This is a genomic window from Kiritimatiellaceae bacterium (genome assembly GCA_013141415.1).
Lineage (GTDB): Bacteria > Verrucomicrobiota > Kiritimatiellia > Kiritimatiellales > Tichowtungiaceae > Tichowtungia.
Window position 1 is genome coordinate 17,484 of sequence record JABFQY010000007.1, and the last position, 12,506, is coordinate 29,989.

A 12,506-nucleotide genomic window follows, 5' to 3' on the forward strand; every position below is an offset into this window, starting at 1 on the left:
TTGGGAACTTTCATCACGCAAAATAAGGTCACTTGCAGTTTATGCGGGTCTGGCACTGCACATTCCGGCTGGAATTTCCGGCCAGCAGAGTAAAGGTTCCCGGTTCAACCAGCCAGTCGTGCGTGGTGATATCCCAGAACGCCAGCGCTTTCCAGTCCAACGTCATCGTAACCGTCTTACGTTCGCCGGGCTGGAGGAAAACTTTTTTGAAACCTTTCAGTTCCCGGTACGGACGTTCGACGCTGGACTGTTCATCATGGACGTAAAGCTGAACCACTTCGGCTCCGGGAATCTTTCCTGTGTTTTGGACAGTAACGCTGACGGTTACCGGCTTCTTCCGGGTAATGTTTTCCGATGAAACCTGAAGGTTGCTGATCGTGAATGTCGTATAGGAAAGGCCGAAGCCGAACGGAAAGTTCACCGGCCTCTGCTTCGCTTCATACCAGCGGTAGCCGACAAAAACGCCTTCGGAATACGGGACGTCAACCGTTCTGGCGGCAATGTTGGTCGGGAATTTTGTGAACCACCATGGAGTTCCGTCGAGCAGATTGTAGTTGTATGCCGGCGAGTCCGCGAAGAACTTCTCGATGGTGAAGGGAAGCTTGCCCGACGGAGTCACTTTGGCGGAAAGCACGTTCGCCATTGCTGCGCCGTATTCCTGTCCGAGATAATAGCCGTGAACCAAGCCTTTCACCGAATCAAGCCACGGCATTCCGAAGCCGGTACCGGTTGACGCAACCACGATCACGCTGGAGTTCTGTGCGGCCAGCGCCTGAATCCGCTGATTGATCTGTTCCGGCAGATCGAAGGATCGGTCGGCACCTTCCCGGTCGCCCATCGTCAGGAAATAGAGAATCCGGTCGGCCTTCTTGACGGTTTCGCCGGAAGGATTCTCTTCCATCGTAACGTCGTTGCCGAATACAGCCCGCAAACCGTCATAAAAATTGATGTGATCGTAGCCTTTGACATAGCCGGAGCCGCCGCCGCTGCTGGCGTTTGTTATAGCGGACAAATTGCCGGTGATCAGAATTTTCTGACCCTGGACGAGCGGCAGAACCTGATCGTTTTTCAGCAGCGTGATCGCCGACTCGGCGATTGTGCGGGCCGTCGTTTTGTGTCCGGCAAATGTGCTCATGAATGCCGGGTCTGCGGCGGGACGATCCCATGTTCCCATTTCAAACAGAACCCGCAGGGTCGGCGCAATCATCGCGTCGAGCTGTTTTTCTGTGCCGGACGGGTCTTGCGCCAGCAGAGCGCGGACATGCTGACCGAAGCCTTTTATTCCGGGCATGATACTGTTCTGTCCGGAACCCAGAATTTTGGTCATGTCGTCCGTTCCGTCGCCCCAGTCGCTCATGACCATTCCGGTGTAACCCAGTTCGCCGCGCAGAATACCGGTCAGTAGAGCTTTGCTTTCGCCGCACTTTTCTCCGTTCAGCCAGTTGTAGGAAGACATAACAGCGCGGACATTTCCTTCCTGCACGGCGGCGGCGAAGGCCGGTAGATAAATTTCGTGAAGCGTTCGCTCGTCAATGAGGGAATTGGCGCGAGTGCGGACAAACTCGTTATTGTTCGCGACGAAATGCTTAACCGTGGCGATGACTCTTTGGCTCTGAACGCCTTTAATGTGCTCTACCGCCATGCGACTGGTCAGATACGGATCTTCGCCCATGTACTCAAAATTCCGTCCGCAGGTTGAAGTCCGGTAAATATTGATTCCCGGCCCCAGCAGAACGCCGGTTCCGGCGGCGCGGCATTCTTCGCCGATCGCCTTGCCCATCTCGAACGCCAGTTCCGGCTGCCAGGTGGCGGCCAGCGCAGAGGCCAGCGGAAAAGAAGTGGACTTAGTAATCGAAGAATATTCCCGTTCGATATCCGGGCGCAGGTTTAGTCCGGATGTTGCATCGTTCAGCAGAACCGGCGCGAACCCGAACCGTTCCAGACCGGAAAAAAAGAAATAATTGAATCCGCCCGTCATGCCGATCTTTTCACGGATCGTCATGCGCTTAAGTAAATCCTGCACCCGCGCTTCCGGCGCGGCGGTTTTGTTCCGGCAGACCGCATCGGACGGAACCGGCTCATAACAAAAAGGATGCTGTCCGTTGATCCGCAGATTGATCAGCTCGAACCCATTGGTGGACTCTAAGCACTGGATACGAAGTCCGATAGCGGTAACAACCGGATCCACTTTATGAACGGTGAATTTGAATCCAAACCAGCCTTCGGATTCAGGTGGTTTAAAGTCCACCGGATGGGCAACGGGGTTCCATGTTTTTCCGTCAGCGGTCAGTTGAACCGTATAGTCGGAAGGATGGTTGGTTCCCCATTCAATTTCGACCGACCGGATCGGCCACGGGTGACTAAGGTCAACCGTGATTTCCTGTTTGCCGGTCTGTTCTGAACTCCAGGATGTCAGGCTGTCGCTGTCTAAAGCAGCCATAGGGTTGCTTCCGGGCAGCGACGACGTAGCCGTAGTCTCCGTTGCGCGGGCCGTTTGGATGGTCAGGAAGGTCGCCACAGCCGCAATGTAGCGCAAAGACCGGTGTTGGACTGACGCAAATCTCATCTATTTGTTCTCCGGCGGCTGGTGGTGGGGAAGGTGCGTAACGAATGCCGACTATTTCAGAATTTCCGCCGGACGGAAAGGTTTGCGGTTGTTTTTGTAAATGAGTCTGGCACCATGCGCCGCTTAATTTATGGCACAGCAGCACTCAAAAATTATTCGTCATCTGTTCATTCTGATCGCAATCAGTCTGGTTGCCGCCGGATGCTGGAAGTTCCGCAGCGGCGCGCCGAAAACAGCCGCCGGGCCGGAGCACGCGGACGAACCGGCTCCGTTGCCGGGCTTGTTGTTCGGATTTCCTACGCCGCAAACCCGGCTGGACGACACGAATAATCCGGCGGTGTTCATGCCGACGGAATCCGGCAAAGTCGAATCGGCCTGGTACGGCTCAACCCGGACGCGGAAGTTCGGTAAATATTTTCTTCCGGCGTTTCACGAAGGCGTGGACATTGCGCCGACGGCGCGCGACTCAAAGGGCCGCGCACTGGATCCGGTGTTCGCCGCCGCCGACGGATACGTCGGCTACATCAGCCGGGTCGGCGGCAACTCCTCGTACGGAATTTACGTCGTGCTGCTCCATAAAGACACCCTCGGCGAATACTTCACACTCTATGCCCACCTTGCTTCCGCCGCCGGGCTGAAAGAAGGCGATGCCGTGACACGCGGCACCGAAATCGGACGGATAGGCAACACCTCCACGCTGAAAATTCCGGTTCAGCGCAGCCATTTGCATTTTGAATTCGGCACCATGCTCAACGACCGGTTCAGCGGCTGGTTCCGGAAAGAAAAACTCAAACCCTTTCACGGCAACATGCACGGCTACAACCTCGCCGGACTCAATCCGAAGGAACTGTTCCCGTACATGACCAACGGACAGCACTTTGTTTTTCAGCAATACATCACCAACTGCCCCGTCGCTTTCCGGCTGATTGTTCCGGTCGCCGGAAAGCCAGACTATTATTGCCGTTACCCGGCGCTGTGGAACGCCGGAGAAAACTTTCCCTGCGCGATAGTCGTGGACGTTTCCGAAGGCAAAGTTCCGTTGCAGGCCAGAGCGGCGACCGAAGAAGAAGCCGCATCGCTCCGGAAAAACAAGCCGCGCGTGCTGAACGCTTTCTCCGAAGTCCTCGGACGCAACGGTGCCCGTCTCATCGTCGAAAAAGACGGCCAGTGGATTCTGGGCCGCAACGGCGAGCAGTGGCTGGAAATTCTGCTCTACCGCTAAAAGCGTCCTGTCGCTGGGGTCACGGAGTCGGCACGATGAGTCGAAGTATTGTAGCCGCGATCCATGATCGCGGAACCGAGGTCAAGGACCTCCACCAGTTTCTGCTCGGCTTCAATCTCGGCGACGATGGCTTGCTGTTCCGCCTTTAGAATGTAGATGCGACGCCCTCGTCGCGTTCGAATGAATGGGAAAACGCGACGAGGGCGTCGCGTCTACGTTGGACAGCCCCAGATGCGGGCGAGGGTGGTTTTGATTTTCTGCTCGAAGCGGGTGATCAGTTCGCGGTTGGCGGCCACCAGCTTTTGCTCGGCTTCAATCTCCGCTACGATCGCCTGCTGCTCCGCCTTTAGAATGTAGACGCGACGCCCTCGTCGCGTTCGAATGAATGGGAAAACGCGACGAGGGCGTCGCGTCTACGTTGGACAGCCCCAGATGCGGGCGAGGGTGGCTTGGATTTTCTGCTCGAAGCGGGTAATCAGTTCGCGGTTGGCGGACACCAGTTTTTGCTCGGCTTCGATCTCCGCGACTATCGCCTGCTGCTCCGCCAGCGGCGGCAGAGGGAATTTAATTGCACTCAGGTCGTCGGTGTTGATCTTCAGAGTGCCGTGCGCGGCGGTTTCTAAAATCTTCCGGAACTGCGGCTCTTCTTGTTTCAGCATCACCCTGAGAAACGTTGAATTGACCGACGCGTGCGGCTTCATCGCCTTTACGTCTTGGTTGAAGGCGCATGGTTTCGCGAGTTCACAGATTGGCACTCCGTTGGCGAGACCCATACCCCGAACAAGAATCAAAAGCGAACCAACGGGCGCGATTTGCGTGGCGCTTTCTTTGACAGCGGCTTTCGAAACGTGGGTTGAAGCATCCGACAACACATCGGATTTCATATCCTTGGCCGAGACCCACGGGATGTCGCCAATCCAATAGGATTCATTGGCCTTTGATGGCGTTCCACCGCTGCTGTAGCTAACGACGTTCCCCAATTCCACCATCGGCCAGTCGGGGTGGATGGGGATGTGGGGGCGGTAGTGGTCGAGGACGGCGCGGGCACCGTTGATGACTTTCTGGTAGCCCTCGATCTCCGCCACGATCTCTTTCTGTATTTCCAGCGGCGGCAGGGGGATTTCAAACTTGTTCACATTGGCGACGGTGATCATGGGAATCCCGACGCCCTCGGTAATTGTCTTGAAGTCAAACGCCTTCAGCCAGTGATATAGGAACTCAGGCAAAATTCGCTCCACGGCTGCCGTGATTGCGATGGTCGTTTGAGTGCATGTGAAGCAATCGCGATTGGGAAACTTCACCGAGCCGATTGTGCCACGCGCACCAATTACGAGAGTGTTTTTTCCAAATGACAACCGGGTTGGCTCACTGAAAGCCCACGGCTCATCTGACGAATCGGCACTGAAGATGGCTTTCCCTTTGCCGGTCAGGTCGCCCTTGATCAGAGTTTCGCCCATTCGGACTTCCGCAATTTCCTCCAGCAAGACCCGTGGGTAGATGGAGTGCTGCGTGACGCCCTCGCGGTAGCGCTCGCCGGAGAGGTTGTAGTCGCCGTTGGCGGCGATTTTGGATTTGGGGACGATTTGGGTGTTGCTGTAGGCCGGGTCCCCTGACCCGGCGTCTGACAAGGGAACGCCGCGTGGGGGCACGCGGCCTACATCCGCAACCCCCGCCTGATTGTCGACAGGATCCCTTGACTCGGCAACGCCGCGTGGGGGCACGCGGCCTACATTGAAATATCCTTTGAGAAACGTGGCGGCATCCGGCAGGTCGCTGCCAGCAACGGCGCGGCGCTGGGCGCCGAGGCCGTAGCCGTCGTTTTCGATTTTGACGAAGGCGATGGTGTCGGATTTTTTCGCCAGCGCTTTGTCGAGAATCAGGATGCTGGTCTTGACGCCGGAATAGGGATTGAAGCAGCCCGCCGGGAGCGAGACGACGGCGACGAGCGAATTTTCGACCAGCATCTTGCGCAGCTGTTTGTAGGCGGTCTGGCTCTGGAAGATGATCCCTTCGGGGACAATGATGGCGGCGCGTCCGGTGGGCGTGAGGTGTTCGGCCATGTAGTCCACGAAGAGCACTTCGCTGCGCTTGGCCTGAATGGAGAAACGCTTGTGCGGCTTGATGCCGCCTTTCGGCGACATGAAGGGCGGGTTGGCGAGGATGACGTCGGCGTATTCATTCCAGCGTTCTTCGGAGGTGAGGGTGTCGTACTCGACAATATGCGGGTCGGCGAAGCCGTGGAGGTAAAGGTTGACCAGCGAAAGGCGCACCATGTCGGGCGAAATGTCATAGCCACGGAAGTTTTTGGCCATTTTGCCGCGCTCGTCGGGGGTCAGCGGTTTGGCGGACGGATTTGCCCGATTGGACGGATCGTGAGCTTTCAGGATGTGTTTGTAAGCGGAGATGAGAAAACCGGCGGTGCCGCAGGCGGGATCGAGAATCACTTCACCTTTTTTCGGCGCGATGACCTCGACCATGAAGTCGATGATGTGGCGCGGCGTGCGGAACTGTCCGGCGTCGCCCTGCGAGCCGAGGACGGAGAGCAGATATTCAAAAGCGTCGCCGAGCTTTTCGCTGTGGTCATAGGTGAACCCGTTGATGATCTTGAGGAAACTCTTGAGCGTTTCGGGGTCGCGGTACGGCAGGTCGGCATCTTTGAGAATGTCGCGGAAGAGCGGCGGGATGCCGGGATTCTCCGGCATTTTCGCCAGCCCTTCTTTGTAGAGGTCGCGCATTTCGTGTCCGCCGAGCGACGGGCTCATCAGCTTGGCCCAGCCGTAGCGGGCGAACTCCTTGGTGAAGAACTTGCGCTTGCCGCCCAGCTCCTCGGCCTCGGCATCCATGTCGTCCATGAACTTGTAGATCAGGGCGATGGTAATCTGCTCCACCTGCGATTTGGGGTCGGGCACCTTGCCGACGAGAATATCGCGGGCGGTGTCGATGCGGCGTTTGGTTTCTGAGTCGAGCATGGTTTCCTTTGCGGGTTTAAACTTTGGCAACGCCTTTGCAGTCGGGATAGCCGGTGCAGCCCCAGAACTGCTGGCCGGCGTTTTTGCCGGATTTGGCGGTTCGCAATACCGTTGGTTTCCCGCACTGCGGACAGGCCGGGATTTTATCAGACGGTTTCGCGGCGCGTTTGGCCAGCCGGGCGGTGGCGAGCTGTTCGCTGTAGCCGCCGCCTTCGATAAACTGCGCTTCGAGCGCGGCAATCTGCTGGTCGAGCAGGTAATTGGCCTGGTTAATCAGGCAAATCAAGGCATTGGCCCGCACGGCGGAGTCGGCGTGCTCCAGCCAGGGCGCGTAAAGCGCCCACCTTGCCTGATCTGACAGATCAGTCAGATTGGACTGATCGGGCGAATCCTGTTTGAAATTGCGGGGGACATTGCGCACGGCCAGCGCTTCGGGGCTGTCGGGGTTCCACTTCGTGAGACGGCGATGGCGCAGGAAGTCTTCGTAGTCGAGCAGGAGTTCTTCGAGGCTGGCGCGGGCGACGTTCACCAGCCGGAGTTCGGTTTGCGAAGAGGTTGCGGCGGCGCGGCTGCCTTCGGCGATGTTCTGCCGTCCGGAGCGGGCGGCCTGCACCATCTGATCCACCGTGCGGGAGCGCGGGTCGAGAAACTTTTCGCAGAACCAGACGGTGGCATCATAGATCACGGTAGAGGTTTGAAAACTGCATGTCTCCCGGTAGCCGCCGCTGGGTCGTATTTTCGCCATAGTCGTTATTCCTCTAAGCCGCAAACTGGTTGAGCGGAACGTAGTCTTTGACGTATGCAGGAATCAGGTCGCGGTATTTCTTCGGCACGGCTTTGAAGTCGCGGACGGAAAAGACCGGATTGGTGGCGAGGTCGGCGAATTCCTTTTCGTCGATGATGTGGCGGACGAGCCCGTCGGTAACGTAGGCCTTGAAGTAGGTCTTAATCGCCGGAATGGCTTCGGCTTCGTCGGGCTTGGCGTCGGCGACAAATTTGGCGAATTCCTCTTCGAGCAGTTCGTCCTTGGATTTGAAGCGCGGAATGAGCCCGAAGGCTTTCTCCAGAATTTCGCGCAGCGTCAGCAGCCGATCCACGGAGGCGGCTTTGCGCAGTTTGTCGAGGGTGTAAAACTGCTCCGGCTTGTCGAAAACCTCGCGGTTGACGTAATCAATGACGCGCTCCCACTGTCCCGCTTCAACCGCGTCGGCGACGGTCGCGTTTTCGCGCAGGGTGTCCTCAAATTGCTGGAAGAACATCCGGTCGATCTTCATGCCGCCGTAGCCGATGGTTTCTTCTTTGATCGTTTCGAGCAGGTCTTCGCCGGTGTGGTCGTAGAGGCCGCCGGACGGTGGCGGCGGATTCGGGCCTTCGCCGCCTTTGCCTTTCGGGCGCGGAAGCTTCAGCACTTCGTCGTAGTTAAATTCCTTCTCGAAGTATTCGCAGTTGGCAAAAAAGTCGAAGAGCTTGAAGGCGGATTTCAGCGGCTTTTCGACATGCTCTTTGATCGTTTCGTCGAAGAGCTCTTCGCGGAAGTCGTGCTTGCGGGTGCCGCGCCCTTTGATCTGAATGAAGTCCGTCGGAGAAAAGACCGGGCGGAAGAGGCCGAGATTGAGAATGTCGGGGCAGTCGTAGCCGGTGGTCATCATGCCGACGGTGACGCAAACACGGGCCTTGCTGGTTTTATAGGCGGGGATGACATTCGATTCGCCCAGCAGCTTGTTATTGGCGAAGTTGATCGTCATCTGCTGGGCGTCGGGAATCTGCGAGGTGACCTGCACGGCGAAGTCCGACTGGTATTTTCCGGGGAACATGCGGTCAGCCATCTGATTGAGAATCTGAGCCAGCTTGGCGGCGTGGTTCTGGCTGACGGCGAAGACAATCGACTTGCCGATTTCGCCGCTGACCGGATCGCGCAGGGCGTGCTCCAGAAAGGTTTTGCAGAAAAGCCGGTTGGTGGCATCGGCGAAGAAACGCTTCTCAAACTCGCGCTGTTTGAAGGCTTCCTGCTGATCTTCACCGGCATCATCGGTGAACGAGACGATGAATCCTTTTTCGGAAAGCAGTTCGGTGGTGATTTCCGTGCGGGCGTCCACAACCGTCGGATTGATCAGAAACCCATCCTTTACGCCGTCGAGCAGGGTGTAGCGGAACGTCGGCTGGCTGTTTTCGCAGCCGAAGGTTCGGTAGGTGTCAAGCAGCAGGCGGCGTTCGGTTTCACGCGGGTCGCGGGTGGTCGGCGAGGATTTGCTGAACCGTTTGAGATAGTCGCGCGGCGTGGCGGTGAGGCCGAGTTTATAGCCGATGAAGTAGTCGAAGACGGCGCGGGCATTGCCGCCGATGGAGCGGTGCGCTTCGTCGGAAATGACCAGATCAAAGTCGGTCGGCGAAAAGAGCCGCTGGTATTTGTTGTTGAAGAGCAGTGATTGCACGGTGGTAACGACGATTTCGGCGTGCCGCCAGTCGTCGCGGTTTTCTTTGTAGATGACGGTTTTGAAATCGGAGGACAGCAGGGCCGTGAACGCTTTTTTGGCCTGATCCTCCAGTTCGAGGCGATCCACCAGAAACAGCACGCGCCGGGCATTGCCGGAGCGGAGAAAAAGTTTGATGACGGCGGCGGCGGTGAGCGTTTTGCCGGTGCCGGTCGCCATCTCAAACAGAAAGCGGTCTGCGCCATCTTTGACCGCCTGTTGCAGAGAATGCATGGCTTTCAACTGATAGGGCCGCAGGAAACGCAGCTTGTTGGTCTGGATGTAGCCGGGACGTTCGGCCGCGTTGCGCCACGCCGCTTCGGACTGATAGTTCGGACGCTGGGTCAGCACGATGTAGTCGGCGCCGACCTGATCTTTGACGAGGCGTTGCGGATCCGGTGCGGTCTGTTTGTAACCCGTCACGGACTCCGGCGAAGGAAAGGATGTGATGTGGTATGGATTGCCGCGCTCCAGATCCCAGAAGTAGTGCAGGTTGCCGTTGGAGAGAATGACGAACCGGCAGTTCTGGGACTTGGCATATTTGCGGGCCTGTTCTTTGCCGACGAGCGGGTTTTTGTCCTCCGCTTTGGCCTCAAGGATGATCAGCGGAAAGCCTTTGCTGTCCAGCAGCAGGAAGTCGATGAATCCTTTGCCCGCTTTCTCAAAGTTTTCGCCGAGTCCGTCGAGCGCCTGTTTGGTGAGTGTGACGCTGGGTTCGAGCTGAATGTTTGCGGGACTGCCGGCGTCCGCGAAGAAACGCCAGCCGGCCTCTTCGAGCAGTTTGTTGATTTTGATGCGGGCGGCGGCTTCTTTCATAGAGTTTCCAGCGCAACGGTTAATGCGGAGCAATATGCCGTCCAGCTTGCGCAATGACAAGCCGCAAGGCTGTTCTTCCAATCATTGAAAGCGGTGCGGGCGCTCAGCACACTTCGTGGTGAAGCTATTTCTTTTTCCCGAAGTCGCAGAGGTTGCACTGGTGGCAGTCGATGCCGGGCGGGTTCCACGGGCGACCGGCTTTTTTGGCTTTGCGCAGGTTGTTCCAGTTGATGGCCGCCAGCAGAATGCCGAGCAGGATGAATGCACCGGGGGCCTGGCCCATGAGCATGAACGGGTGCGCCCAGCCTTCGATCAGTTTGATCTGAAAGAGCGAGCCGGTGGATAAAAATTCCCGGATGCCGCCGATGACGGTGAGCGACAGCGTGAATCCGAGGCCCATGCCGATGCCGTCGGCGATAGAGGCAAGTATGCCGTTCTTACAGGCGAACGCTTCGGCGCGTCCGAGGACGATGCAGTTCACGACGATCAGCGGAATGAAAATTCCGAGTGCCTGATAAATGGCTTCCGGTGCGTAGGCCTGCATGAGCAGATCGACTACCGTAACGAAAGCGGCGATGACGACGACGTAGCAGGGGATGCGTACTTTTTTCGGCACGACGTTGCGGATGAGTGAAATCACCATATTGCTGCCTGCCAGCACGAACAGCGTCGCCAGTCCCATGCTGAATCCGTTGACGGCGTTATTGGTGACGGCCAGTGTCGGGCACATGCCAAGCAACAGTACAAATGTCGGGTTTTCCTTAAAAATACCTTTGGTGAGTTCTTTGAATAAGGACATTACTTTGTCTCCTTCAGGAGCTGTGCTTTGTTCTGCGCGAATGTTTCGGCAATGGTGAAGACAGCGCCGCCGACGGCCCGGCTGGTGATCGTGGCCCCGGTGATGGCATCAAGTTCTCCGCCGTCTTTTTTGACGGCCCACGGCGTCTGACCGGCTTCGGCTTTCATACCGTTGAACTGGTCGAGAATTTTATTCGGCGGCAGGCCGGTTTCTTTTTTGCCGGCGATGATTCCGGAAATAGTTTTTTCACGCACCCGTTCTGCGACGACGGTGCCGAGTCCCGGAGTTTCCGACTGTCGGGTGACGAGCACGGTGGTGATCGTCCCGTCCGGTTTGAGTCCAGCCAGTACGCAGACTTCACCGGCATACCCCTTGGTCGAGACGGTTTCACCGGCAAAGCCGGTGATCTGTCCGTCTTTGCGGGCGGCGTAGAAGGTGACGCCGCCGAGCGTGACGGCTTCCTGAGTCGGCTGGTTGTTAAAAGCAGGAAGAACCTGACTCAGCGCGGCGGTACTTTTCTTCTGCTGGGCGGCGGCAATCGGCGCTTCGGTGACGACAAAGACCCACGCCATCAGCGCCGTGGCGACGCAGGAAATCAGTCCGGTGCTCAGCACGAGCGGAGTAAGTTTGACGTTCTCGCTGCTCATTGCGCGGCCTCCTTTTTGATGCGGATGTAGCCGAACGGTTTGCCGATGGTGTAGCGGTCGATGAGCGGAGTGAGTGCGTTCATAAAGAGGATGGAGAAGCTGACGCCTTCCGGATAGCCGCCCCAGATGCGGATGACGCTGGTGATGATGCCGCAGCCGCAGCCGAAGATCAGCGCGCCGTTGGCCGTCATCGGTGAGGTGACCATGTCGGTCGCCATGAAAAACGCGCCGATCATCAGTCCGCCTGCAAGAACGTGATAGAGCGCAGGCGGAGTCAGTTCGGGATTAAAGTGATGGGCGAGACCGGTGATCAGAGCGACGGTTCCGATGAACGAAGCGGGCACATGCCATTTGATCAGCCGGCGAACCAGCAGGAACGCGCCGCCGATGAGCAGAGCGAGCGCCGAGGTTTCGCCGAGACATCCGCCGACGTTGCCGATGAACAGATCCTGAATGGAGGCCAGCTCTTTGCCGGTCGCCGCCAATGGCGTTGCGCCGGTCAGTGCGTCGTAGGCCAGCCATTGGCCGGGTGCCGGTTTGACCCATGTAGTCATCAGTTGCGGGAAGCCGATGAGCAGAGCGACGCGGGCGACGAGCGCCGGATTGAAGGGGTTGTAACCGAGTCCGCCGAAAAGTTGTTTGCCGAGGCCGATGGCCAGTAGCGAGCCGAGAATGCAAATCCACCACGGCGCGCCTGCCGAAAGATTCATCGCCAGCAGCAGACCGGTGAGGGCCGCGCTGCCGTCTTTCCAGCTATCGGAAGAACGTCCAGCCGCTTTGTTCCACAGCACTTCAACGGCCATGCAGCCGACGGTGCAGAGTACCATGACTTCCAGAGCGGCCAGTCCGAAAAACCAGACGGCGGCGAGGGCGGCAGGCATCAGGGCGATGAATACCTGCACCATGATTTTAGAAATTGTTTCGCCGCCGCGAATGTGCGGCGAATTGCTGATCACCAGTTTTGTGGCATCAGGCATTTGAACAACGGTGGTTTCTGTTTCTGACATAAGGTGGCT

General features: G+C 57.6%; 8 protein-coding genes. 1 reads left to right on the top strand and 7 read right to left on the bottom strand.

Annotation, left to right across the window (positions count from 1 at the left end; translation table 11 throughout):
- Positions 1-28 precede the first annotated feature (28 nt).
- The gene (locus tag HOO88_09620; protein NOU37011.1) at positions 29-2,440 is read right to left on the bottom strand and encodes a glycosyl hydrolase; all 2,412 of its coding nucleotides are present in this window, start codon (positions 2,438-2,440) and stop codon (positions 29-31) included.
- Between the two features lie 256 nt (positions 2,441-2,696).
- Between HOO88_09620 and HOO88_09625 the strand changes: the two genes are divergently transcribed.
- The gene (locus HOO88_09625; protein ID NOU37012.1) at positions 2,697-3,788 is read left to right on the top strand and encodes a M23 family metallopeptidase; all 1,092 of its coding nucleotides are present in this window, start codon (positions 2,697-2,699) and stop codon (positions 3,786-3,788) included.
- Positions 3,789-4,201: 413 nt separating this feature from the next.
- Here HOO88_09625 and HOO88_09630 read toward each other — a convergent pair whose 3' ends face one another.
- From HOO88_09630 to HOO88_09655, 6 genes are all read right to left on the bottom strand, one after another.
- Complete coding sequence (locus HOO88_09630) at positions 4,202-6,757, bottom strand: N-6 DNA methylase (GenBank protein NOU37013.1); 2,556 nt, start codon at positions 6,755-6,757, stop codon at positions 4,202-4,204.
- Positions 6,758-6,773: 16 nt separating this feature from the next.
- On the bottom strand, positions 6,774-7,502 hold the full coding sequence (locus HOO88_09635; protein ID NOU37014.1) for a four helix bundle protein: 729 nt from the start codon (positions 7,500-7,502) through the stop codon (positions 6,774-6,776).
- A 13-nt stretch (positions 7,503-7,515) separates the two neighbouring features.
- The gene (locus HOO88_09640; GenBank protein NOU37015.1) at positions 7,516-10,044 is read right to left on the bottom strand and encodes a DEAD/DEAH box helicase family protein; all 2,529 of its coding nucleotides are present in this window, start codon (positions 10,042-10,044) and stop codon (positions 7,516-7,518) included.
- Positions 10,045-10,168: 124 nt separating this feature from the next.
- Positions 10,169-10,843 carry an electron transport complex subunit E gene (locus tag HOO88_09645; GenBank protein NOU37016.1) on the bottom strand — a complete coding sequence of 225 codons (675 nt, stop codon included), beginning with the start codon at positions 10,841-10,843 and terminating at the stop codon, positions 10,169-10,171.
- The gene (locus HOO88_09650; GenBank protein NOU37017.1) at positions 10,843-11,490 is read right to left on the bottom strand and encodes an RnfABCDGE type electron transport complex subunit G; all 648 of its coding nucleotides are present in this window, start codon (positions 11,488-11,490) and stop codon (positions 10,843-10,845) included. The genes HOO88_09645 and HOO88_09650 overlap by 1 nt, the downstream gene beginning before the upstream one ends.
- The gene (locus HOO88_09655) at positions 11,487-12,467 is read right to left on the bottom strand and encodes an RnfABCDGE type electron transport complex subunit D (GenBank protein ID NOU37018.1); all 981 of its coding nucleotides are present in this window, start codon (positions 12,465-12,467) and stop codon (positions 11,487-11,489) included. The genes HOO88_09650 and HOO88_09655 overlap by 4 nt, the downstream gene beginning before the upstream one ends.
- Positions 12,468-12,506: the final 39 nt, after the last annotated feature.

Bases quoted from the DNA above. Each gene is read 5' to 3' on its own strand.
- HOO88_09620 (NOU37011.1), bottom strand. From the start codon at position 2,440: ATGGCTGCTTTAGACAGCGACAGCCTGACATCCTGGAGTTCAGAACAG.
- HOO88_09625 (NOU37012.1), top strand. From the start codon at position 2,697: ATGGCACAGCAGCACTCAAAAATTATTCGTCATCTGTTCATTCTGATC.
- HOO88_09630 (NOU37013.1), bottom strand. From the start codon at position 6,757: ATGCTCGACTCAGAAACCAAACGCCGCATCGACACCGCCCGCGATATT.
- HOO88_09635 (NOU37014.1), bottom strand. From the start codon at position 7,502: ATGGCGAAAATACGACCCAGCGGCGGCTACCGGGAGACATGCAGTTTT.
- HOO88_09640 (NOU37015.1), bottom strand. From the start codon at position 10,044: ATGAAAGAAGCCGCCGCCCGCATCAAAATCAACAAACTGCTCGAAGAG.
- HOO88_09645 (NOU37016.1), bottom strand. From the start codon at position 10,843: ATGTCCTTATTCAAAGAACTCACCAAAGGTATTTTTAAGGAAAACCCG.
- HOO88_09650 (NOU37017.1), bottom strand. From the start codon at position 11,490: ATGAGCAGCGAGAACGTCAAACTTACTCCGCTCGTGCTGAGCACCGGA.
- HOO88_09655 (NOU37018.1), bottom strand. From the start codon at position 12,467: ATGCCTGATGCCACAAAACTGGTGATCAGCAATTCGCCGCACATTCGC.